The organism is Microbacterium sp. MYb45, assembly GCF_002979655.1.
GTDB lineage: Bacteria > Actinomycetota > Actinomycetes > Actinomycetales > Microbacteriaceae > Microbacterium.
This window is the reverse complement of the sequence record NZ_PCPG01000014.1, coordinates 65879-88960: the sequence shown is the minus strand read 5'-3', so window position 1 is coordinate 88960 and position 23082 is coordinate 65879. Positions and strand designations below refer to the sequence as shown.

At 69.2% G+C, this 23082-nt stretch carries 24 protein-coding genes; 9 read left to right on the top strand and 15 right to left on the bottom strand.

The window, feature by feature from the left end; genetic code table 11:
• Positions 1-26: 26 nt before the first annotated feature.
• The 6 genes from CQ034_RS16775 to CQ034_RS16750 are packed head-to-tail and all read right to left on the bottom strand — an operon-like array spanning position 27 to position 6525.
• On the bottom strand, positions 27-923 hold the full coding sequence (locus CQ034_RS16775) for a dehydrogenase (RefSeq protein WP_105711955.1): 897 nt from the start codon (positions 921-923) through the stop codon (positions 27-29).
• Positions 920-1816 (bottom strand): carbohydrate ABC transporter permease, encoded by an 897-nt coding sequence (locus CQ034_RS16770; protein WP_029263943.1) that lies wholly within the window; start codon positions 1814-1816, stop codon positions 920-922. The genes CQ034_RS16775 and CQ034_RS16770 overlap by 4 nt, the downstream gene beginning before the upstream one ends.
• Positions 1813-2739 (bottom strand): carbohydrate ABC transporter permease, encoded by a 927-nt coding sequence (locus CQ034_RS16765; RefSeq protein WP_105711954.1) that lies wholly within the window; start codon positions 2737-2739, stop codon positions 1813-1815. Before CQ034_RS16765 ends, CQ034_RS16770 begins: the two co-directional genes overlap by 4 nt.
• A gap of 51 nt (positions 2740-2790) precedes the next feature.
• Entirely contained in the window at positions 2791-4065 is a 1275-nt protein-coding gene (locus CQ034_RS16760) for an extracellular solute-binding protein (protein ID WP_105711953.1), read from the bottom strand.
• A gap of 59 nt (positions 4066-4124) precedes the next feature.
• A complete protein-coding gene (locus CQ034_RS16755; protein ID WP_105711952.1) occupies positions 4125-5495 on the bottom strand; it encodes a sulfatase in 1371 nt (456 codons plus the stop codon).
• Position 5496: 1 nt separating this feature from the next.
• Positions 5497-6525 (bottom strand): hydroxyacid dehydrogenase, encoded by a 1029-nt coding sequence (locus CQ034_RS16750; protein ID WP_105711951.1) that lies wholly within the window; start codon positions 6523-6525, stop codon positions 5497-5499.
• 83 nt (positions 6526-6608) lie between these two features.
• On the opposite strand from CQ034_RS16750, the gene CQ034_RS16745 reads away from it, so the two are divergent.
• From CQ034_RS16745 to CQ034_RS16715, 7 genes are all read left to right on the top strand, one after another.
• Positions 6609-7772, top strand: coding sequence for an ROK family transcriptional regulator (locus tag CQ034_RS16745; RefSeq protein ID WP_105711950.1), 1164 nt, complete (start codon positions 6609-6611; stop codon positions 7770-7772).
• 133 nt (positions 7773-7905) lie between these two features.
• On the top strand, positions 7906-9069 hold the full coding sequence (locus CQ034_RS16740) for a Gfo/Idh/MocA family protein (protein ID WP_105711949.1): 1164 nt from the start codon (positions 7906-7908) through the stop codon (positions 9067-9069).
• Positions 9070-9076: 7 nt separating this feature from the next.
• On the top strand, positions 9077-10249 hold the full coding sequence (locus CQ034_RS16735; RefSeq protein ID WP_105711948.1) for a dihydrodipicolinate synthase family protein: 1173 nt from the start codon (positions 9077-9079) through the stop codon (positions 10247-10249).
• Positions 10246-11112 (top strand): sugar phosphate isomerase/epimerase, encoded by an 867-nt coding sequence (locus CQ034_RS16730; protein ID WP_105711947.1) that lies wholly within the window; start codon positions 10246-10248, stop codon positions 11110-11112. Before CQ034_RS16735 ends, CQ034_RS16730 begins: the two co-directional genes overlap by 4 nt.
• 44 nt (positions 11113-11156) lie before the next feature.
• Positions 11157-11921: a sugar phosphate isomerase/epimerase gene (locus tag CQ034_RS16725; protein WP_105711946.1), complete on the top strand. Its 765-nt coding sequence runs from the start codon at positions 11157-11159 to the stop codon at positions 11919-11921.
• Between the two features lie 28 nt (positions 11922-11949).
• Positions 11950-13020: a LacI family DNA-binding transcriptional regulator gene (locus CQ034_RS16720; protein ID WP_105711945.1), complete on the top strand. Its 1071-nt coding sequence runs from the start codon at positions 11950-11952 to the stop codon at positions 13018-13020.
• Positions 13017-14126, top strand: a complete 1110-nt coding sequence (locus CQ034_RS16715; RefSeq protein WP_105711944.1) for a glycerate kinase — start codon at positions 13017-13019, stop codon at positions 14124-14126. The genes CQ034_RS16720 and CQ034_RS16715 overlap by 4 nt, the downstream gene beginning before the upstream one ends.
• Positions 14127-14157: 31 nt before the next feature.
• Here CQ034_RS16715 and CQ034_RS16710 read toward each other — a convergent pair whose 3' ends face one another.
• From CQ034_RS16710 to pgm, 6 genes are all read right to left on the bottom strand, one after another.
• Positions 14158-15201, bottom strand: coding sequence for an ABC transporter permease (locus CQ034_RS16710; RefSeq protein ID WP_258134250.1), 1044 nt, complete (start codon positions 15199-15201; stop codon positions 14158-14160).
• A 47-nt stretch (positions 15202-15248) separates the two neighbouring features.
• Entirely contained in the window at positions 15249-15902 is a 654-nt protein-coding gene (locus CQ034_RS16705; protein ID WP_105711942.1) for an ABC transporter ATP-binding protein, read from the bottom strand.
• Positions 15899-17014 (bottom strand): peptidoglycan-binding protein, encoded by a 1116-nt coding sequence (locus CQ034_RS16700; protein ID WP_105711941.1) that lies wholly within the window; start codon positions 17012-17014, stop codon positions 15899-15901. The genes CQ034_RS16705 and CQ034_RS16700 overlap by 4 nt, the downstream gene beginning before the upstream one ends.
• Positions 17015-17548, bottom strand: coding sequence for a hypothetical protein (locus tag CQ034_RS16695; RefSeq protein WP_219860808.1), 534 nt, complete (start codon positions 17546-17548; stop codon positions 17015-17017).
• Between the two features lie 8 nt (positions 17549-17556).
• On the bottom strand, positions 17557-17895 hold the full coding sequence (locus CQ034_RS16690) for a hypothetical protein (protein WP_105711939.1): 339 nt from the start codon (positions 17893-17895) through the stop codon (positions 17557-17559).
• A gap of 114 nt (positions 17896-18009) precedes the next feature.
• The gene (gene pgm, locus CQ034_RS16685; protein ID WP_105711970.1) at positions 18010-19653 is read right to left on the bottom strand and encodes a phosphoglucomutase (alpha-D-glucose-1,6-bisphosphate-dependent); all 1644 of its coding nucleotides are present in this window, start codon (positions 19651-19653) and stop codon (positions 18010-18012) included.
• Between the two features lie 78 nt (positions 19654-19731).
• Here pgm and pheA point away from each other — a divergent pair, with 78 nt between their 5' ends.
• On the top strand, positions 19732-20682 hold the full coding sequence (pheA, locus tag CQ034_RS16680; protein WP_029262458.1) for a prephenate dehydratase: 951 nt from the start codon (positions 19732-19734) through the stop codon (positions 20680-20682).
• A gap of 45 nt (positions 20683-20727) precedes the next feature.
• Here pheA and CQ034_RS16675 read toward each other — a convergent pair whose 3' ends face one another.
• The 3 genes from CQ034_RS16675 to CQ034_RS16665 form a co-directional block, all read right to left on the bottom strand.
• Positions 20728-20937 (bottom strand): hypothetical protein, encoded by a 210-nt coding sequence (locus CQ034_RS16675; RefSeq protein WP_029262457.1) that lies wholly within the window; start codon positions 20935-20937, stop codon positions 20728-20730.
• A 119-nt stretch (positions 20938-21056) separates the two neighbouring features.
• A complete protein-coding gene (locus CQ034_RS16670) occupies positions 21057-22097 on the bottom strand; it encodes an LLM class flavin-dependent oxidoreductase (protein ID WP_105711938.1) in 1041 nt (346 codons plus the stop codon).
• Between the two features lie 94 nt (positions 22098-22191).
• Entirely contained in the window at positions 22192-22614 is a 423-nt protein-coding gene (locus tag CQ034_RS16665) for an Hsp20/alpha crystallin family protein (protein ID WP_029262455.1), read from the bottom strand.
• A gap of 126 nt (positions 22615-22740) precedes the next feature.
• Between CQ034_RS16665 and CQ034_RS16660 the strand changes: the two genes are divergently transcribed.
• Positions 22741-23064: a MerR family transcriptional regulator gene (locus tag CQ034_RS16660; protein WP_105711937.1), complete on the top strand. Its 324-nt coding sequence runs from the start codon at positions 22741-22743 to the stop codon at positions 23062-23064.
• Positions 23065-23082 lie beyond the last annotated feature (18 nt).

Here is a 23082-nt window from a genome sequence, read left to right as displayed (position 1 = left end):
TGTCGGCGGTCGGGGTCGGAGCGTCCTCAGGCTGTGCGCTCGGGAATCCGGACGGTGGCGCCGGACTCGAGTGCCTCGTTCCCGGCGGCCACGATGCGGCAGATCGCGAGGACCTCGGCGCGGTCGATGTTCGGTGTGCCGGAGCGGCTCGAGGCCATGATCGACTCGAGAAGCCCGGCGAGCATGTCCTCATTCGCTTCGATCTCGAAGGAGGCTGCGCCGCGCGCGGTGCGGAGCTGCCCGCGCGTCCACGGGTTCCATTCCGCGGGGCCGCCGATGGTCGCGGTGCGTCCGTCGGACCAGGTCAGCAGCAGGTCGGCCCGTCGTGGTTCGATGCTGACGCAGTCCGGCCCGAGGGCGGCGACGGCGAGGTCCACCAGGTGCACGCCGTACCAGGAGAGTCCCGGATGCCCCGGCTGCACGACGAGCGGGCCGGTGAGGGCGGCAGAGGTGGCCCCGGTGGTGGTCGCTGCGCGGAACTCGGGGGTGAAGCGCTTCGGCGACCCGCTCAGTACGAGGCAGCCCGAGGCCTCCGCGTGGGCCAGCATCGCCTCCGCATTCTCCGGGTTCGCGGCGAAGCGCGTGTCGACGTAGACCGGCAGGTCGAATCCCGCGACGCTCATGAACTGGTCGCGGCGGGTGCGGGCGTCGGACGAGACCAGCAGGAGCACGTCGACGGCAGCAGCGACCTCCGCGGGGGAGCCGAGCAGGGCGATCCCCGATTCCGCGAGTGTCGACGCATTGGCGTCGTTGCGGTCGCGGCTGGGCGGGAAGTCGGTCGACGTCGGCCCTTGCCAGGCGGCGACGACCGTGCCGCCGGCGACACGTCCGGTGCGCCCGTCGCCGAGCAGTCTCGTGAACTGCAGCGCGTGCGACGAGTCGACGCCGATCAGCCCGAAGCGCAGTGGATCCTGCGCGCTCATCCCTTGATCCCGCTCGCCGTGATGCTCTCGACGATGTGCCGCTGCAGGAAGATGAAGATCACGAAGCAGGGCACGAAACTGATCAGCGCGGCCGCCATGATGTTCGAGGTCGAGACGGTCTCGGTGTTGAGCGTGGCCAGACCCACGGTGAGGGTGCGCGCTTCGTCGGACTGTCCGACCACGAGTGGCCAGAGCAGGTCGTTCCAGTGCCACAGGAAGACGAAGATGGCGAGCGTCGCGAGCACCGGCTTGATCAGCGGCAGCACGATCGACACGAAGGTCCGCCACTCGCCGGCGCCGTCGATGCGCGCCGCATCGAACAGCTCGTCCGGCATGTCGGCGACGAACTGACGGATCAGGAACACCGCCTGCGCGTTCGCCAGCGTCGGCAGGATCAGGCCCCAGAGCGTATTCACGCCACCGGCGCCGGCGACCAGGATGAAGGTCGGGATGAGTGTCGCCTGCATCGGGACCATCAGCGTCGCCACGATCGACCACAGCAGCGCGTTGCGGCCGGGGAATCGCTTGCGGGCGAGGGCGTAGGCGGCCATGGATGCCGTGAACAGGACGACGACGACCGAGACGACCGAGTAGACGGTCGAGTTCCACACCCAGAGAGGGAACTCGCCCACCCGGAAGATCCGGATGATGTTGTCGAAGGTGAGCGCCTCCGGGATCGCGTGCGGGATCGTGGGGGCGTCTGCGGGCGACAGTGCGAGGATCACGACCGCCAGCAGCGGGGCGACCGTGAACAGCGAGATCACGATGAGCGAGACGAGCGTCCAGGTCTGCCCGCGCGAGCGGCGCCGACGCGGCGGCCGGGGAGTCGCCGAAGGCGGGGTCGGACGGATGCTCCCCGCTGTTGCGGCCGGAGTCAGGGCGGTGGAGGTCATGACCGATCCTTCCTTTCGAAGAATCCCCGCTGGATGAGCGAGAGGACGAGCACGATGACGAACAGCACGATGCCGACCGCCGCGGCGTACCCGAAGTCGAAGAACTTGAAGCCCTGGTCGTACAGGAAGTAGATGAGGCTGTAGCTGGCGCGGGCGGGGCCACCGCCGGTCATCACGTAGATGGTGTCGAAGACCTGGAAGCCGACGATCGTCTCGATCACGAGCACGAAGAACAGCACGGGCTTCAGCAGCGGGAGCGTGATGTGCCAGAACGACTTCCAGGCCCCGGCGCCGTCGATCGTGGCCGCTTCGTGCACTTCGGCCGGCTGGGCCTTGAGTCCGGCGAGGAAGATGAGCATCGAGTATCCGAAGCCCTTCCACACCGCGACGACGGCGAGACTCGCGAGCACCAGCCACTGGTCGCCGGTGAGGAACGGGACCGGGTCGAGCCCCACCGAGGTGATCGCGGTGTTGAGAGGGCCGTCGGAGGCGAAGATCCACTTCCACACGATGCCGGCGAGTACGAACGAGCTCAGGTAGGGCACGAACAGCAGGGCGCGGAACAGGCCGCTCAGATGCACGAGACGGTTGAGCAGCACGGCCCCGGCGAGGGAGACCACGATGATCAGCGGTACGAACAGCACCACGTACAGCAGGGTGACCCACAGGCTCTGCCAGAAGTGCGGATCGGCGAACAGTCGCGTGTAGTTGTCGGCACCGAGGAACTCGATGTCGCCGTTCAGGCGATAGCGGGTGAGGCTCATCGCCCCGGCCCCGGCGATCGGCAGGAACTTGAAGGCGGCGAAGATCGCGAGGGTCGGGAGGACGAACAGTATGCCGGCCCACGCCTCGCGGCGGCGTGCGGCACGGCCGGCGGCGGCCCTGGTGTCAGGGGCCCGGCGCGATGCGGTGGTGACGGACATGGCGTCCTCTCGGGGGGAGTGCGCGGGGGCCGGAGCCCCCGCGCGAGACGGTCAGGAGCGGTCGAGGACGTCCTGCGCCTCGGCGGCGGCCTTGTCGAGCGCCTCCTTCGGCGTCAGGTCGCCGCGGAGCGCCGACTGGATGTACGGGGCGAGGACAGCCATCACCTGACGGGCCGACGGGTTGGGCTCGCCCGGATTCGCGACCGCCAGGGCCGCTTCGTATGCGTCGCGGTCGGCCTCGTCGCCGCCGATGGCGACGTCGGTGCGGGTGGGGAAGTTGCCCGCCGCGGTGTTCAGCTCGGTCTGGAAGTCCTTCGACGTGAGGAACGACAGCACTTCGTAGGCGGCAGCCCTGTTCTCCTGCTTGTTGATGGATGTGAGCGAGAGCAGCCCGGGGTTGCCGTAGGTGGCCTGCTCCTCGCCCTCGAGCGGAGCGCCGACGACCACGGCATCCTCACCGAGGGCTGCCCGCATCTGCGCGAGTTCGGCGGGAGACGTGGTGGGACGGATGCCGACCGTGCCGGCTGCGAGGGGTGAGCCCTCGATGCCGACGGCCTGGGTGGCGGCATCCTTGGGGAGACCGCCTTCCTCCTGCAGATCGACGAGGAACTGCAGTGCCTCGACGCCCTCATCCGAGTCGAAGGCGACCTTCGTCCCGTCCTTGGAGAAGACCCGCCCGCCCGCCTGCCACAGGAAGGGGTAGAAGCTGAGGTTCAGGGTCTGCTCCGGGGTGCCGAGGTAGTCCATCACGGCCACCCCCTCATCGGCCAGCACTGGCGCCGCCTCGCGGATCTCGTCCCACGTGGTCGGCAGCTCGATCCCCGCGTCGTCGAACACGGCCTTGTTGTAGGCGGTGGTGAACACGTTCTGGAACAGCGGAACCCCGTACAGCTCGTCCTCGAACGTCGCGGCCTGGAGCGTCGCGGGGAAGAACACGTCACGGTCCTCGGCGATGGCCTCGTCGACCGGCTGCAGGCCGCCCACGTTGAGGTAGGTCGCTGCCTGGTCGGGAGTGATCAGGACGATGTCGGGGCCGGAGTTCGCGGCCAGGGCGGCGGAGATCTGCTCGTCGCGCTTGTCGAAGGTCTGCAGCTCGATGTTCAGGTCGACATCGGGGTGCGCCTTCTCGAAATCGGTCTCGGTCTGCTCCCAGAAGTCCTTGCTGGCGGCTTCGTCTCGGATGACCGGGTACATCCACAGGGTCACTTCGCCCTTCACTTCGCCGTCGGAGGCGCCTTCCGGCGCGGACGAGGGGGAGGAGCAGGCGGTGAGGGCGAGTGCCGCGACTGCCGTCAGGGCGGTCGCTCGGGCGATGCGGTGCGTCATTGCAGTGATCTCTTTCTCGGGTACAGGTGGGGGCTGGTCGGTCTTCGGGAAGAGGGGGGTCAGAGGGGAAGTTCGACGGGCGCATCGTGGTGTGCGCTCGCGATCTGTTCGAGGCCGGCGAGTGCGAGGGCGTGTCGCGGTGAGGTCGGGTGGGTGAGCAGTGGGTCCGCGGTCTCCTGCATCCAGTGGCGCAGTGCGGCGGCGAATTCGGACACCTGGGCCGTCCGATCGGGATCGTCGATCAGGTTGACGAGTTCGTCGGGGTCGGCGGCGAGGTCATAGAACTCCATCACCGGGCTCGTGCCGATCGTGGGGCCGGTGAGGTCGATCGGGACGCTGCGGTGCATCCAGGACTGCGTCGGGTCCATGGCGCGCGGAGCGTTCGAGAGGTTGAGGATGAGCTTCGCATCGGCGGACCGGACCGACCGTTTGGGATCGAAGTAGGTGTGATAGGTCAGCTGCCCGAAGGTGAAGGTGCGGGCGGGTTCGTCGTGTTCGACGAGGGGCACCAGGCTCGTCCCCGCGACGTCGGCGGGGAGGTCGGAGACGGCGAGTTCGAGCAGGGTGGGGACGACGTCGACGTGGCTCACGAGCTGTCCGACGCGGCGCCCCTGCCAGCGGGGGCGGTCGGGCACGCGCAGGAACAGTGCCACGCCGAGCCCCGCGTCGTAGAGCGTGCACTTCGCGCGGGGGAGGGCGAGCCCGTGGTCGGTCGTGAACACCACGATGGTGTCGTCTGCGAGGCCGAGTCGCTCCAGCTCCGAGAGGATCGCTCCGACCCCCTCGTCCATGTGGCGCACGGCACCTTGCAGTTCGGCCATCTCCTCCTGCGCATCGGCCGTGTCTGCGAGGTATGACGGCACCGAGATGCCGTGCGTCGCATCCGGCTGCACGGCATCGCCGAGGAACCCCATGATGCCGGCGCGGTCGCGGTCGGACGGCTCGCGATGCGGCTCGTGGAATCCGGCCTGCAGATAGAACGGCTCGCCGGATGCCGCCGCGCGCGTGAGCGCGTCGATCGTGCGGGTCACGACGACGTCGCGGTCGCCTCCGGAGCGCACCTGATCGAAGCCGAGGCGGCGAGCGATCTCGGCATCCGCGTGCGTGCGGGACTCGTGGTGCACGCCGACGAGCTCCGTGCGGTAGCCGTGCTGCCGGAGGCGGTGGGCGAGGTGCGTCGTCGGATCCGTGAGGTCCCACCCGAACGGTTCGTGGGTGAGGCCGAGCACTCCGTGCTGCTGCGGGTAGGCGCCGGTGAAGAGCGAGGCGCGCGCCGGGCTGCAGTGCGGTGACGTGGCGAAGGCGGAGGTGAACACGGTCGACTCGGCCGCGAGCGCATCGAGATGCACGGTGGTCACGGTGGTCACGCCGTATGCCCCGAGGAAGCGGCCCAGGTCGTGGCAGTGCAGGAGCAGGATGTTGCGCGCCATGTCAGCCCATCCTCTCGAGCGATTCGCGCGTGACGCGGTGCCGGAGTTCCTGCCCCGCGAGGAAGCGGGTGATCTCGTCCGCGACGATCGCTCCGGCCCGTGCACGGGACTCGGCCGTGGCTCCGGAGACGTGGGCTGTCAGCAGCACGTTGTCGAGCGCGCGCCAGCGGTCGTCGGTCGGGAGGGGTTCGGCGTCGAACACGTCGAGCGCCGCATCGATGCGTCCGCTCGAGACGTGGTGGAAGAGGGCATCCATGTCGATCAGGGAACTGCGCGCGGTGTTCACGAAGGCGGCCCCGTCACGCATCATCGCGAGCTCGGCTTCGCCGATCATGCCCGCGGTCTCGGCGGTGGCGGGCGCGTGGATCGCGACGACGTCGCTGTCGGACAGGACCACGTCGAGGTCGACCGCGGCGGCGGCGAGTTCGTCGTCGGGCGGGAGGTAGGGGTCGTACACCCGCACCTCCGCGCCGAGTGCACGGCACATGCGGATGTACTCGCGCCCGGTGCGAGACGCCCCGATGACGCCGACCACCGCCCCGGAGATCTCGCGCGCGCGATCGATCGTGCGGGCATCGTCCCAGGGGCGTCCGGATCGAAGCGCGTGATCCATGCGGTGCGCGCGGCGCAGCAGGGACAGTGTGAGGGTGAGCGACATCTCCGCGACGGCGGGCGACATCGCCGCGCCCGCCTGCGTGATCGGAATTCCGGAGGCCCAGAAGGCGTCGCTCACGAGGCTGCGCACGGAGGACGCGGCGTTCACGACGAGACGCAGGTTCGGCATGCGCGAGAGCATCTCCTCGTCGAGCCGGGGAAAGCCCCAGGCGACGACGGCGAGCTCGGTCCGTGCCAGGGCGGAGGTGGCGAGCGCGTCGGGGGCGACGACGCGGATGTCGGTGGCGACGGAGCGCAAGGCGTGCTCTGCCGATGTCGGGAAGAAGGCCGCGCGCTCCGCAGGGGAGATGCTCACCAGCAGGTGCTCTGCGGGAGGGGGTGCGGGAGAGTCCGTTCGGACCACGGTGTTCGACATGCCCAGAAGTCAAGCATCGGCGTTTCGTTTTGTCAATGACAAAAATAATAGGATGGGAGCATCGGCAGCGACGAAGGAGTGGCATGGGTGACGGGGTGATCGTCGAACGGCTCGCGGGTCGGATCGGCAGCAAGGCGCTCATTCGTGAGATCAACGAGGCCTTCGTCCTCGATGTCGTCCGACGCCGGGGGACCACCTCGAGAGCCGAGATCACGAGCGTCACCGGCCTCAGTCCTGCGACCGTCACCGGGATCTCCGCCCAGCTCGTGCGCGACGGGCTGCTGCGCGAGACCGACGTGCTGCGCGGCACGGGCGGTAGACCCGCACGACTTCTCGAACTCGGTACGGATGCCGTCGTGGCCGCAGGCGTGCGGCTCTCGCGGGAGTCGGTCGAGGTCGCGCTCGTCGACCTGCGCGGCGACGTGATCGCCACCGTGACCGAGGCGCTCCCCGCCACGGACCCGGATGCTGCCGCTGACGGGATCGCTGCGGCGGTGACCGCGCTTCTCGGGCGCCACCAGGGCTCGATGCTGCGGGGCGTGAGCGTCGCCCTCTCCGGGGTCGTCGACAGGCCGCGCGGCGTGGTCCGCCACAGCGGCGCGCTCGGTTGGCAGGACGTGCCGTTCGCCGCCCTGGTAGCCGACAGGCTCGAGTCCAGGGTCGTCATCGACAGCCTCGTGAACAGCTTCGCGACCGGGCTCCTGCTTCTCGACCCCGACCTCGCCGAGCGCGACGTGATCGTCTTCAGTGTGGGTGCCAGTCTCGGGGCATCGCTGCTCGTGGACGGGCGCATCCATCGGGGCTACCGCGGCGGCGCAGGCGGCTTCGCGCATTCGGCGATCGGCACGCGGGCGGGTGGTGCGGTCTGTCACTGCGGCAACGTGGGCTGCTTGGAGACGACCAGCAGTGTCTGGGGTCTTCGTCGCGAGCTCGAGGCGCGCGGATCCGCTGATCTCTCCTCTCCGGCGGCTGCGGATGTGCTCCGAGGTGGCGGGGCGCTGCTCGGCACCGCGATCGCGAACGCCGCGAAGATGTTCGGGCCGGAGCGGGTGGTGCTGGTGCTCGCGGAAGAAGTCGCGGCGACCCCGTTCGAGGATGGATGCCGTGACGCCCTCGCCGGCGAGTACGCGTTCGGTGACGGTGTCTCGCCCGAAGTCGTCTCGGTGCCTGCCGACAGTGACACGTTCGCCCGCGGCGCCGGTTACGACATGATCGGCGAGCTCTTCAGCGCCGAGCACGCCGGCTGAACGTACGTCCTCGCCGGGCATCTCGCGTCGCGGTTGCGTTCGACTCTCGTCTCGTGGCATGATCTCGGAAAGCGCTTTCCACTCACGGTCGAGAGGAAGCGGCGACTGCTTCCCGCGAAAGAAACGGAACACCATGACCCAGGCGAACACCCGCGAGATCGGCATCATCATGAACGGCGTCTCCGGACGCATGGGATACCGGCAGCACCTGGTGCGCTCGATCCTCGCGATCCGCGAGGAGGGCGGCATCGAGCTGCCCGACGGCTCCCGCATCACGGTGAAGCCGATCCTCGTCGGCCGCAGCGAGGCCAAGCTCGCCGAGCTCGCCGCGAAGCACGGCATCGAGGACTGGACGACCGATCTCGACGCCGCTCTCGCCGACCCCCAGTGGGAGATCTACGCCGACTTCCTGGTGACCAAGGCCCGCGCCACCGCGATCCGCAAGGCCATCGCCGCGGGCAAGGCCATCTACACCGAGAAGCCCACCGCCGAGTCTCTGGAGGAGGCGCTCGAGCTCGCCCGCCTCGCGAAGGACGCAGGCATCAAGACCGGCGTCGTGCACGACAAGCTCTACCTGCCGGGCCTGCAGAAGCTCAAGCGCCTGATCGACTCCGGGTTCTTCGGCCGCATCCTCTCGGTGCGCGGCGAGTTCGGCTACTGGGTGTTCGAGGGCGACTGGCAGCCGGCCCAGCGCCCGAGCTGGAACTACCGCACCGAAGACGGCGGCGGCATCATCACCGACATGTTCCCGCACTGGAACTACGTGCTCGAGAACCTCTTCGGCGAGGTCAAGAGCGTCTACGCGCAGGCGGCCGTGCACATCGCCGACCGCTGGGACGAGAAGGGCGAGCACTACACCGCCACGGCCGAAGACGCCGCCTACGGCATCTTCGAGATCGAGGGCGGCGTGATCGCCGAGATCAACTCGTCGTGGACCGTGCGGGTGAACCGCGACGAGCTCGTCGAGTTCCAGGTCGACGGCACGCACGGCTCGGCCGTCGTCGGGCTGTTCGGCGCGAAGATCCAGCCCCGCAACGCCACGCCCAAGCCGGTCTGGAACCCCGACCTGGAAGACACCCGCGACTACGACGCCGACTGGCAGAAGGTGCCCACCAACGACGTGTTCCTCAACGGATTCCGTCAGCAGTGGGAGGAATACCTGGTCTCCTACGTCGAGGGCACCGACTACCCGTTCGACCTGCTCGCCGGCGCCCGCGGCGTGCAGTTCGCCGAGGCCGGTCTGACCTCGAGTGCCGAGGGGCGCAAGATCGCCCTCGAGCCGCTGACCCTGGGCTGAGGCGCGCATGAGCACCCTCCGACTTCTCCGCGTGACCGGTGAGACCGCCGACGTCGCCCTCAACGACTCGGGCGCGTACACCCGTCCGACCGCCCCGCTGCAGAGCCGCGTCGCCTATGCCGCGGCGCACGTGGTGCCGAAGGTCCACGCCGACAACACCCCGGGGCAGCCGGCCGACATCGACTGGGATGCCACGCTCGCGTTCCGGCGCAACGTGTACTCGTGGGGACTCGGCGTCGCCGACGCCATGGACACCGCACAGCGGAACATGGGACTGGATGCCGCGGCCACTCGCGAGCTGATCTCCCGCAGTGCCGAGGTCGCCCGCGAGGAGGGCGGCTCGGTCGTCGTCGGCGTCAACACCGACCATGTCGCCGAGACGCACATCTCGATCGACCAGGTCATCGCCGCCTACCTCGAGCAGCTGCACTTCACCGAGGAGCAGGGAGCCGGCCCCGTGCTCATGGCCTCGCGCCACCTCGCCCGCGTCGCGACGGATGCCGACGACTACCGCCGCGTCTACCGCGAGGTGCTGTCGCGCGCGACCGTTCCCGTGGTGTTGCACTGGCTCGGCACGGCCTTCGACCCCGAGCTGGCCGGATACTTCGGCGCCGACGACTGGCAGACGGCATCCGCAGTGCTGCTCGATGTGATCGCGGAGAACCCTGACAAGGTCGCGGGCGTCAAGATGAGCCTGCTGAACGCCGCGTCCGAGATCTCGGTGCGCGAGCGGCTTCCCGAGGGCGTGCGCATGTTCACCGGCGACGACTTCAACTACGTGGGCCTGATCGGCGGCGACACCGTCGGCGACGGCGCGGGGCACTCCGACGCACTGCTGGGGGCGTTCGCGGCGATCACCCCGGTGTCGTCGGCGGCGATCCAGGCGCTGGATGCCGGAGACCCGGAGGCGTACCTGCGCATCCTCGGCCCGACCGAGGAGCTCAGCCGACAGGTCTTCGCAGCACCGACCTTCTATTACAAGACCGGCGTCGCCTTCCTGGCCTGGCTCAACGGCCATCAGCCCGCGTTCCAGATGGTGGGAGGCCTGCACTCCGCGCGCAGCCTGCCGCATCTGAGCCGCATCGTCGAGCTCGCCAACGCCTCGCTCGCGCTCGAGCAGCCCGACCTCGCCCGCGAACGGTGGCACGGGATGCTGCGCCTGAACGGAGTGGACGCGTGAGCGCCGTGGATCCGCGCCTGTCGATCAACCAGGCGACCATCAAGTACGCCGACCTGGCCACGGCCCTGCGGGTCACCGCCGACGCCGGCATCCAGGCGATCGGACTGTGGCGCGAGCCGGTCAACGAGGTCGGCCTCGACATCGCGGCCCGGATGCTGTCGGACTCGGGGCTGCGCTTCACGACCCACTGCCGTGGCGGGTTCTTCACGCTGCCCGTCGGGGCGGAGCGGGAGGCCGCGCTCGACGACAACCGTCGGGCGATCGAGGAGACTGCGACCCTGGCCGCCGCCGGTGCCGAGGGCTCGACCGCGGTGCTCGTGCTCGTCGCGGGTGGCCTGCCCGAGGGGTCGCGCGACCTGATCGGGGCGCGCGAGCGTGTCCGCGATGCGATCGGCGTTCTCGCTCCCGAGGCGAAGGCCGCGGGGGTCACACTCGCGATCGAGCCGCTGCATCCGATGTTCGCCTCCGATCGTGCGGTCGTCTCGACGCTCGGTCAGGCGCTCGACATCGCCGCCGACTTCGAGCCCGAGGTGGTGGGCGCCGCGGTCGACACCTTCCACATCTGGTGGGACCCGCAGGTGCTCGAGCAGATCGCCCGCGCGGGGCGTGAAGGCCGCATCGCCACCTACCAGGTGTGCGACTGGAAGACGCCCCTCCCGTCCGACGTGCTGCTCTCGCGGCATTACACCGGCGACGGGGTGATCGACTTCGGCTCGCTCACCCGTGCGGTCATCGCGACCGGGTACGACCGCGACATCGAGGTCGAGATCTTCAACGCCGACATCTGGGCGGATGCTCCTTCGAACGTCGTGCGCCGCACGGCCGACACCTTCGCCGCGGCTGTCTCCCCGCACCTCGGATGACGCCCGCCGGTCGCCGGCAGGAACGGGACTGAGAGGATGACGCCATGACCCGCACCCGCCCAGGACTGTGCTCGGTGACCTTCCGCGCGCTCGCGCCCGAGCGGATCATCGAGCTCGCAGCGGATGCCGGGCTCGAGGCGATCGAGTGGGGCGGCGATGTGCACGTGCCGTCGGGAGACGTTATACGCGCCGGGAAAGTCGCCCACCTCACCGCGGACGCGGGCCTCGCGGTTGCGTCGTACGGGTCGTATTTCCGCGCCGGAGCGGACGAGCCCCTGACCCCGGTGCTCGACAGCGCCGAGGCCCTCGGAGCCGATCGTGTGCGCGTCTGGGCAGGCAGGATCGGCTCGGATGCCGCGACCCCCGTCGACTGGAGCGCGGTGGTCGACCGACTGCAGGCCGCGGCAGCAGAGGCGGCGGGCCGCGGCATCGCCCTCGCTCTCGAGTTCCATTCCCGCACGCTCGCCGACACGGCGCCGACGACGCTGCGGCTCCTCGCCGAGGTCGGCAGCCCGGCGCTGTCGACCTACTGGCAGCCGACGGTCGGAGCCTCCGTCGACACCGTGCTGGAGGAGTACCTCGCGCTCGCCGCGCACACGCGGGCGGCCCACGTCTTCTCCTGGTGGCCACAGGACGAGCGGCTGCCCCTGCGCGCGCGGGACGCGCTGTGGACCCGGTTCTTCGCGGCGGCGGCATCGGCCGCGGCGCCCCCACGGGATGCGCTTCTCGAGTTCGTGCCCGGCGACGATCCGGCCCTGCTCGCCCGCGAGGCGGCAGCGCTGCGCGACTATCTGGAGAGGCCCGCGTGACGAATTTCCGGGAAGTAGGCTCGGAGACATGACCAACCCCGCATCGCCCGCGGAGCGGCCGTCGTCGGAGCGCGCCTCGCGTCATCCCCGCGGCCCCGCGCCCACGCTGCACGATGTGGCGCGGGAAGCCGGTGTCTCCCTGGCGACGGCCTCGCGCGCGCTCAACGGCTCGGAGCGCAAGGTGGCCGAATCGTTCCGCGAACGCGTCGAAGCCGCGGCGGCGAAACTCGGCTACACGGCCAACGTCTCCGCCCAGGCGATCGCCCGGGGAACGTCTCCCGTCATCGCCCTGCTCGTCGCCGACATCGCCGACCCCTACTTCGGGCTGATCGCATCCGGCGTCGCGCGTGGTGCCGACGAGCACGGACTGGTCGTGACCATCGCGATCACCGAACGCGATCAGGAGCGGGAAGCGCGGATCGTGCGTGCTCTGCGCGGCCAGCGTCCGCGCGGGCTGATCCTCGCGGCCTCGCGCACGCAGGAGCCCAGGGAGGTCGACACCGCGCACGAGCTCGCCGAGTTCGCCCGCCTGGGCGGCACGGTCGTCGCTTTCGGGCCGGACGGCGACGCGGATCGGCGCATAGAGATCGACAACCGTTCCGGTGCCGAGACGCTGGCGCGGCGAATGGCTGAGCTCGGTTACCGTTCGGCGATCATCCTGGGCGCCGCCGAGGGTGTGCGTACCTCCGACGATCGCCTGGCCGGCTTCCGCGCCGGGTTCGAGGCCTCCGGAGGCGTGGTGGAGAGCGTGCGGCGGGGCGACTTCCGACGTGAATCGGGGAGTGCGGGCATGGCAGCCGCGCTCGCCGACGGGGTGCCGGCGGGAACCCTCGTCTTCGCGATCAGCGACGTCGTCGCGATCGGTGCGATGTCGGCCATCCGCGACGCCGGTCGTGAGATCGGTGCGGACATCGCGGTCTGCGGCTTCGACGACGTGCCGGCCGCGAGCGATGTGTCACCGGCTCTGACCACCGTCCGCGTACCGCTGACCGAGGTGGGCTACCAGGCGTTCCGTGCGACGGTCGACGCCGATTGGGAACAGTCGCCGCTCCCGGTCGAGGTCGTCGTGCGGGCGAGCACTCCCGCGATCACCCGATGACCCGCGTGGTGCTGGCGCCCGACAGCTTCAAGGGCACGATCACGGCGGCCGATGCCGCGGCCGCGCTCGCCGAGGGGTGGACCGCGGTCGATCCGACCGCCGAGTTCGTGCATCGGCCGATGGCCGACGGCGGGGAGGGCACGGTCGCCGCGTTCGAGGCCGCGGTCTCCGGCGCGGTCCGGATGCGGGTCGTCGTCGACGGACCCGCCGGAACGCGGGTCGACACCTCGTGGCTGCTGCTGCCGCCGAGCGAGGATGCGCCCGCGGGAACCGCGGTGGTCGACCTCGGTTCGACCTCCGGAATCGAACTCCTCGACGAGCTGCGGCCCTGGGATGCCGACACGACGGGCCTCGGCCAGGCCATGGCCGCAGCCCTCGACCACGGCGTCTCGTCTCTCGTGGTCGGCATCGGATCGAGCGCCTCGACCGACGGCGGCACCGGGATGCTCACCGCGCTGGGTGCGCGGTTCCTCGACGCGTCCGGCGCTCCCGTGGCCCGCGGTGCCCGAGGGCTCGCCGAGATCGCCTCGGTCGACCTGACGGGGTTGCGACCGGCGCCCGAGGTGCGCGTGCTGACCGACGTCACCAACCCGCTCACCGGTCCCCGGGGTGCGGCCGCGGTGTTCGGGCCGCAGAAGGGGCTGAGCGCGATGGCGCACATCGCGCTCGTCGACGACGGTCTGCGCCGCCTCGCCGACCTGCTGGGCATCGATCCGGCGGGGGAGGGCAACGGCGCGGCGGGCGGCACCGGTGCCGCCCTCGTCGTGTGGGGCGGCGTGCTCGCTCCCGGCGCCGCCGAGGTGGCCGAGCTCATCGGCCTCGCCGACGCGATCGCCGGCGCCGACATCGTCATCACCGGTGAGGGCTCCTACGACGGACAGTCCGGCGACGGCAAGGTGCCCTCGTTCCTCGCCGGCCTCGCCGCTGCGGCGGGCACCCGCGCGCTACTCGCCGCCGGACGCATCACCGCGGATGCCGACACCGCGCTGTTCGCGGCATCCGTGTCTCTCACCGATCTCGCCGGCTCCTCCGAGGCAGCTCTCGCCGACCCCGCGCGCTGGTTGCGCGAGGCCGGCGTCGTGCTGGCTCGCGCCGCGGAGTCCTGAGGTCGCGCGCTCCCTGTTCTGGCGACAGAATTCACGGGATTCGGAGTTCGTTGATCGGTTCTCGACGGCTCGCCAGAATCGCCGGAGCGATGGCAGCGACGAGAGCCGTGTTCACAGCGACCACCGCCAGCGCTCCGGTGAAGGTCGCCCCTGGCCAGGGGTCGCCACTCGCGGCGAGCGCGACGAGCGAGATGCCGATTCCGATCCCGGTGCCGATGACGCAGAGCACCGCGGTTTGCATCAGGAGGAGGGTGATGATGAGCGCGCGACTCGCCCCGAGCGCCCTCCTCCGGCCGAAATCCTTTCGCCTCATCAGCACCAGGCCGTACTGCAGAACAGCGACCAGAAGGGCGGTCAGAGTGAGGAGAGCGATCACGAGGCCTCGGGAGAATCCGCGGAGTTGCGCGTCGATTAGTCCTCGCAGATCGGCCAGCGCCTCACTCGTCTGTACCTTCGTCTTCGAGGCGTCCTCGACGCCGAGCAGAGATACGACTGTCTCACTGATCGGGCCGACGAGTTCGGGTGACGTGGCGATGACGATAAGGACAGCGATTCGCTCGTCGCCATCGACGGGGTGTGGGACCAGCGCCAGAGGCTCGAATCTCCGAAGAAATTCTGGAACCTCAAGTCGCCCGCCTATGCCGAAGGCGCCGCCCGAGTCGACGATTGAGACTCCACCGACGAAGTCTGGAGTGCCGAGCTGCTCCGCTGCCTGATCCGACTCCCAAACCAGGGCGCCTGGTAACGGGGACTCATGGGGTATTCCTAGTCGCTCGAGGTCGGCGCCGTAGGCGAGGCGAACGGGAACGTGCGCCCCGCCTGGCACGCGCGAATTGGTGGCATCCACCGCAGCCGACAAGCCCGCGGCCCACTCGATCCCTTCGATCCCGTCGATTCGGTCGAGAACGTCGGCGGTGAGGCCGGAATCGGGATCGGCGCGGATCGTTATCGAGCGCGTGCCTGCAGAGTCGATGGAGTTGAGAACGTTCTGCTCGGCTCCGACGGTGCGCCCGGTGGTGAGCATGACGACGACGATCATGCCCACGACCATCAGGACCGTGATGATGGAAGCCACCGGTTGGGAGCGGATCGCCGCTCGCGATTCGCGGAGAACAGGACCGATCACAGTGTGATCTCCCGGTCGCACGCGCTCGCGACCTCGGGGGAGTGCGTGACGATGATGACAGCGGCCCCCGCGCGGGCATGATCCTGCAGTGCCTTGACGACGACGCTTGCCGTCGTCGGGTCCAAGTTTCCCGTGGGTTCATCGGCCAAGAGAATGTCCGGCGCGTTGAGGAGAGCCCGGCAGAGAGCGATGCGCTGTGCCTGACCCCCGGACACTTGCCCGGGTTTGCGTTGCGCCGGCACATCGACACCGAACCGCGCGAGAAGCTCGTGTCCTCGCGGCTCGAGAGCGTGTCGAGGCAGTCCGCGGTACAGAGCCGTCTCAGTGACGTTGTCCAGCACGGATCGCGTGGTGTCGAGGGCGGCATCCTGAAAGACGAATCCGAACCTTTCGGCGCGCAGATGCGCGCGCTGCGCATCGCGGAACACACGGCTCGAAGTCCCATCGATCAACACTTCCCCGCTGCTCGGCTTCAGCATGAGGCCGAGCAGGTACAGCACCGTTGACTTTCCGCGGCCAGACCGGCCCGTCAGCGCCGTTGTCGAACCGGCGGGAAATTCTGCCGACCAGCCTTCGATGAGCGGATGATCGGCGTCGTACCGGAAGGTCAGGTCATCGGCGCGCAACCTCATGCCGGTCGCGGGACTCATTTCGTCGCACTCCCGGGGATCTGTACACGCAACCCCTGCCGCGCTCCGGTGATCGCCGACATCCCTTTCGCAGACGCAACGACCTTCACCGCGACCTCACGCCCGTCCTCATCGACAACAGCTGTCGATCCGTCTGCGACGGTCACCAGCGCCGCAGAGGGCACGACAAGTCCTTCGACTTCGGCGACGACGATGATCCGTGAACGGAGGGCGGTCGTGCCCGTAGGCGGTATCTCGCTGCACGCGGTTGCGCAGATGAACTCTCCGTCCGGTGCGCTCAGACGGATATCAATGGCGCCTTCGTCACCGCGCAGTTGTTCTTCGGCGGTCGCCTCCCATGTCTCTCCGCGCGGAGAGGTGATCTCGACTTTCGTTCCGGTGGGCATCATCGCCGCCTGAGCCTCGGTGACGGGGATCTGGAATGTCGGAGCGGGCGAGAGTCCGCGTACGACACTCTCGCCCCCGGTGAGCGTTGCCCCGCGATTGATCACGGCGGTGTCGAGCGTCACGCGCGCGGGTAGCGACGGCACAAAGATGACGTCACCGACGTCGACCATCCCCGACGGTTGTGCGCCAAGCGTCCTCTGCCAGCGGCTGACGGCGCCCTTGGTTCCCTCGCCGAACACCCCGTCGATGCTGCCGCCGTACTGGCCGCTGTCGCGAAGCATCTCCTGCAATTGGCGAACGTCCGCGCCCGCGCTGTCGAGACCGAGGGATCGGAACATCGGAACGGCGCCCTGAGCGACGACGACCGGACGCAGATCGACGGTGTAGAGCACCGTGCCGGAGGTGACCGCGGTGCCTGCTTCGACGGCGATATCCGTGACGATACCGGCGGCACGGTTGGTGCCGATGGGCTGCTGCGCCCACTCAGTCATCGTGTTGAGGCTCACCGCGTACCCGACACTGCCGTGTTCCACCGCGACGAAGGAGTGTCCCGCCGAGGATAGAGGATCGTCGGCGGGACGGAGGATCGTCACGACGGCCCAAGTACTCGCGGCACCGATCACCAGCAGGGCGATGGCCGCGAGGATCATCGCACCGCGCAGGCGACCGCGAGGCCGTCCGGCGATGTCCTCGCGGTATGCCGAGTCGACAGGTGATGACGACATCTAGTATCCCGGCCGAGGGCACTCTTCGAGAAGTGCGAAGTACTCGTCTTCGGTGACCTGGGAGTTCGAGGTCGTGTACACCTCCGCGTACGGGTCCCATGCGTTCCCATCGGCGAGTGCACCTTCCACGAAGGTCTGCTCGCTCGGTGGGCTCCCTGGATCGAGGCCCTGACCGCGGATGCACTCGGCCGTGTCCAGCTCCATGAGATAAAGCAGCCTCAACTCGGGTTCGGTGAGTGCGGGAGCGATCTTGTCGAGTCCGTTCTCCTTCGCGCACTCCGCGAGGTCTGCGTCATACGGCTCTTCCTGTCCATCGGGGACGTTGCTCAACACTCCGCCGTCGCCGGTGACGTCCGCGTCCCATCCGTGATCGACCATGCATGACGCCATGGTGCTGCCGAACTCTGGATCGATCCCCAGATCCACGCTTTCCGCAGTCGCGCGCGGCTCCGGGGCTGAGCTCGCGCATCCTCCGAGGAGTAGTGCGGGGGTTGCGATGATTGCGCTGAGTAGCACCGCTGCGGTTCGCTTCATCACCGACCTCAGTAGCTGCAGTCGTAGCCTTGATATACCCAACGGGAGGCGCTCGTGTACGCTGATCCGCTCTGCTGATCCTCGTTGGGGCTGTTCACGTAGCGGCGGGTGGCGACGGCGCCGTTGCCCCAGGTTCCGGACTTGGTTCCCGTTCGCGCCGTCCCGGTGATCTTCAGCGTCACGGTGTTCGTAGCGGAGCCTTCCACATACGCGTGCATGGGCCAGTAACAGTCGTGCGGGCCGTAGTACGTCGTCATCGCGGCGGCGGGCAGCGCGGTGAGCGCGACCAGTGCTATCGCGCTGAACGTTCCGATCAGCCCCAGTCGAATCTGCTTCTTCGTTTCCATAGTGATGGCCTCTCCCTATCGTGAGTGATGTGTAAAACATTACTGACGATACGGGTAGAGGTGAGAAAAGTATGTCCCCCTTCTGGGGGACATACCCGTTTGGTGGCGGTTGCCTCAGCCCTCGAGCGCAGCCGAAACCACGGCGCGCGCCTCGGCCTGCACCTCGGCGAGGTGCTCCGGGCCGCGCAGGCTCTCGGCGTACAGCTTGTAGACGTCTTCGGTGCCCGACGGTCGGGCGGCGAACCAGGCGTGCTCGGTCTGCACCTTGAGCCCGCCGATGGCCGCGCCGTTGCCCGGTGCGTGGGAGAGCTTCGCTGAGATGTCCTCACCGGCGAGAGTCGTCGCCGTCACGGCCTCGGGAGCGAGCTTCGCGAGCGTCGCCTTCTGTTCGGGCGTCGCCGGTGCGTCGACGCGCTGATAGGCGGATGCGCCGAAGGCAGCCTCCAGCTCGCGGTACCGCTCCGACGGCGTCTTGCCGGTGACGGCGATGATCTCGGCGGCCAGCAGGCACAGCAGGATGCCGTCCTTGTCGGTCGACCAGACGGAGCCGTCGCGACGGAGGAAGGATGCGCCGGCCGACTCCTCGCCGCCGAACGCGACCGAGCCGTCGAGCAGACCGGGCACGAACCACTTGAATCCGACGGGCACTTCCAGCAACCGCCGGCCGAGTGACTCGGCGACGCGGTCGATGATCATCGACGACACGAGCGTCTTGCCGATCGCGGCATCCCGCGGCCAGTCCTGCCGGTGCGAGAACAGGTAGTCGATCGCGACAGCCAGGTAGTGGTTCGGGTTCATCAGCCCGGCATCCGGGGTGACGATGCCGTGCCGGTCGGCATCCGCGTCGTTGCCGGTGAGGACGTCGTATGAGCCCTTCTTCGCGACCAGCGAGGCCATCGCCGAGGGCGACGACGGGTCCATCCGGATCTTCTCATCCCAGTCCAGGGTCATGAAGCGCCAGGTCGGATCGACCTCGGGATTCACGACGGTGAGGTCGAGATCGTGCATCTCGGCGATCAGCGACCAGTACTCGACGGATGCTCCGCCCAGGGGGTCGGCGCCGATGCTGACCCCGGCGTTGCGGATCGCATCGATGTCGATGATGGAGGGCAGGTCGCGCACGTAGGCGTCGCGGAAGTCGTAGCCGTTGAGCCCGTCCCAGTCGACGTCGGCGAAGCGCACCAGCTTGACGCCCTCGAGCCCCGCGGCGATCAGGGCGTTCGCCCGGTCGGCGATCCAGCCGGTGGCATCGGTGTCGGCGGGTCCGCCGTGCGGCGGGTTGTACTTGAAGCCGCCGTCACGCGGCGGGTTGTGCGACGGGGTCACGACGATGCCGTCGGCGCGGCCCGGGTCGTCCGCCGCGCGGCCGCGGTTGTACGTGAGGATCGCGTGGCTGAGCGCCGGCGTCGGCACCCACGAGTCGCGCGAGTCGACGCGCACGTCCACGCCGTTGGCGAGCAGCACCTCGATCGCGCTGCGCTCGGCCGGCAGTGACAGCGCATGCGTGTCGCGACCGAGGAACAGCGGACCGGCGATGCCCTGGGTGGCCCGGTAGTCCACGATCGCCTGCGTCGTGGCGAGGATGTGGTTCTCGTTGAAGCTGTTCGACAGCGACGACCCACGGTGGCCGCTGGTGCCGAACACGACCCGCTCGGCGGCGACGTCGGGGTTCGGTGCGCGGTCGTAGTAGGCGGCGATCAGCTCGTCGACGTCGATCAGGTCACTTTCCTCCGCGGGGAGGCCGGCACGGCTGGTCATCTCTTCAGTCTGCCCCCTGATCGGCAGGATCGCATCCGCGAAGTCATCCGCATATCGGTCTGTCAGCTGGGGGATAAGGTGAAACCCGTGACTGAACGCCGTACCTACAGCTATCTGGGCCCTGCGGGAACCTTCACGGAGGCGGCGCTGGAACAGGTGGCCGAAGCCCGAGGTCAGCAGTGGCGCTCCGTGCACAACGTGGGCGAAGCTCTGGCCGACGTGCTCGAGGGCCGCAGCGACGCCGCGATGATCGCGATCGAGAACTCGATCGAGGGCGGCGTCTCCACCACGCAGGACGCCCTCGCGACGCTCCCCGGCCTCCGCATCATCGGCGAATACCTGGTGCGGGTGAACTTCGTGCTCGTCGCGCCGCGGGGGACCACGCTCGACCAGGTCGAGGTGATCGCGGCGCATCCGGTCGCGTACGCCCAGTGCCACGGCTGGCTCGGCGCCCATCTCCCCTCGCACTCGCACGTGCCCGCATCGAGCAACGTCGCATCCGCGATCGGCGTCCTCGACGGCACGCTGCCCGCGCAGGCGGCCATCGCGGCACCCGGCATCGTCAACCACTACGACGTCGACGTGCTCGCGGAGGGCATCGGCGACAACGCCCAGGCCGTGACTCGCTTCGTCCTCGTCACCCGCACGACCCGTTCGCCCGAGCCGACCGGGGCGGACAAGACCTCGCTCATCGTCGAACTCCCGCACGACCACCCCGGCTCGCTCCTCGAGATGCTCGAACAGTTCTCGACCCGCGGCATCAACCTGTCGCTCATCGAGTCGCGGCCCATCGGCGACGAGCTCGGTCGCTACCGGTTCGTCATCGACGCCGACGGTCACATCGAGCACGAGCGCATGGCCGACGCGCTGCTCGGCATCCGGCGATTCAGCCCTCGGGTCGTGTTCCTCGGCTCGTATCCGCGCGCCGACCGGCAGATCGTGCACTACCCCGAGCGCTACTCCGACGACATCTTCATCGAGGCGCGCGACTGGCTGCGCGGCATCCTCTCCGGCGAGCCCGACGTCTGACGTCACCCGCCCGACCGCCCAGCACGGTCAGGCGGATGCCGTGGTTCAGTGCTCCTGGAAGCGGGGCCAGTCGCTGCCCGGAGCCATATGGGAATGCAGGGAGCCCTTCGCTGAAGCGAGGTTCGGGTACGTCCCGGTCGCCTCGTCGGAGCCGGCCATCGTCACCGTGTAACCGGCGTCATCGTGGCGGATGCTGCCGACGACGCCGTTGCGGCCATAGGCGACCCAGAGGGCGAGAGTCTTGGTGGTGCTCATCATCGAACTCCTTCTGCTGCTGTCGACAGTGCGATCGCCGAAGGGTCCGCGCCCCTGTCGACGGCACTGTTCGTGACGCTACGCCTGTACCGGCGGGAAAGCCAGGGCTTGACAGGAGCTCAGCGCGCGGCGGCGATGAGTTCGAGCGTCTGTGCGCGACCGGTCGGTGCGTCGTTCGGTTCGGCATCGTAGGCGCCGGCGACCGGCGACAGCATGACCTCGTCGACACCGTATCGTGCGGCGAAGGCGCCGATCTCCGCGGCCACGCTCTCGCCCGTACCCACGAACCAGCGCGAGCGGGCGGCCTGCACGACCTCGTCGGTCGCGGCGTCGGTCTCGGCGGCGGCCGCCTGCTCGACGGTCTCGAGCGCGGCGAGTGGCTGATTCAGGCGCAGTCGCGCCATCATGCGCAGCTGCGGGAGGGCGCGTGCCTCCGCCTCCTCCTGCGTGGGCGCGGCGACCGCGTTGACTGTGAGGAACGTGCGCGGCTCCGGGTGCTCCTCGCTCGGACGGTAGCCGGTGCGGTACAGGTCGAGAGCGCGCTCGAGCCCCTGACCCGAGAAGTGGTTCGCGAAGACGTAGGGCAGGCCGTGCGAGGCGGCCAGCTGTGCCGAGTAGTCGCTCGACCCGAGCAGCCACACCTCGGGGGTGCCGGTCGCGGCGGGTGTCGCGCGCACGGTGTACTCGCCGCCCGAGGTGAACCGCAGCGCAGCGCCCTCGGCCGAGAGCAGCGCCGCGATGTCCTGCACGTGGCGGGGGAACTGCTCGACATCGCTCGTGGTGCCCGAGCCGCGTAGCAGCTGCGTGATGACGGGGTCGCTGCCGGGGGCGCGGCCGAGACCCAGGTCGATGCGTCCTGGGGCGATGGCCTCGAGCGCCGCGAACTGCTCGGCGACGATGAGCGGGGCGTGGTTGGGCAGCATCACGCCGCCGGAGCCCAGGCGCACGCGCGAGGTGCGGGTGGCCGCCGCGGCGATCAGCACGGGGGGAGTGGTGGAGGCCACCGACGGCATGTTGTGGTGCTCGGCGAACCAGTAACGGCGGTAGCCGAGCCGGTCGGCGGTCTCGGCGAGGGACAGGGAGGCGGCGATGGCCTCGGCACTGGTCTGACCGGTGCGCACCGGGACGAGGTCGAGGACGGAGAGGGCGACGTCATTCATCCCGAGTGACAACCCGCCGCCGCTCTCCGGCATTCCCCGATCAGGCCGCGAGCGGCGTGGCGGGGGTGGCGCGCGCGGCGCCACCCCCGGTAGGTCAGGCGTCGATGGCCTGGCGCTGCTCGGTCGACTCCACGGTGATCTTGCGCGGCTTGGCGCGTTCGCTCACGGGGATGATCACCGAGAGCACGCCGCTGTCGTACGAGGCGCTGATGCCGTCGAGGTCGACGCCCTCGCCGAGCGAGAACTGCCGCAGGAACGAGCCGGCACCGCGCTCGCGGGCGAGCCAGCGCACTCCTTCTCGACTGTCGGCCGTGCGCTGCGCCCGGAGGGTCAGCTGGCCGCCGTCGAGGTCGACGTCGATCGATCCGGGATCGACTCCCGGCAGGTCGGCGTGCAGGATGTACCGGTCGCCGTCGCGGTACAGATCCACCGGCATCAGCCGGGGTGCGCGAACGGAGTCCAGCACGCTCGCGGCGAAGCGATCGAGCTGACTGAAGGGATCGAAGGTGAGTGCCATGGGGTGTCTCCTTTCGTGCGGCCCAGTTGGGCGGTGATTCGATGCAGGTTATCTGCATCTCGTGCTATAGATTTTTTATAGAACAACTTCGGAGAACTCGCAACCCGAGCTGAGGGACTTTTCAGGATGACGCACCGCGACTCACGCACACCGCTCTACGGCATTGCCGTGGCAGCTCAGCTCGTCGACCTTCCCGAGGCGACGCTCCGGTTGTTCGAAAGCAAGGGTCTGCTCCTGCCGGCGCGCAGCAAGGGCGGCACCCGGCGCTACAGCGACGACGACATCGACCGGCTTCGGCGCGCGGCGCAGCTGCGAGACGACGGCCTCAACATCGTCGGGATCGCCCGGGTGCTCGAGTTGCAGGACGAGAACGCCGACCTGCGCGAATCCCTCGCCGACGATTCCGCGTCCGCCTCTGATCGGGAAAGGCCCACCTCCCGCCGCTCCTGAGCGCCGGGAAGCCATGCA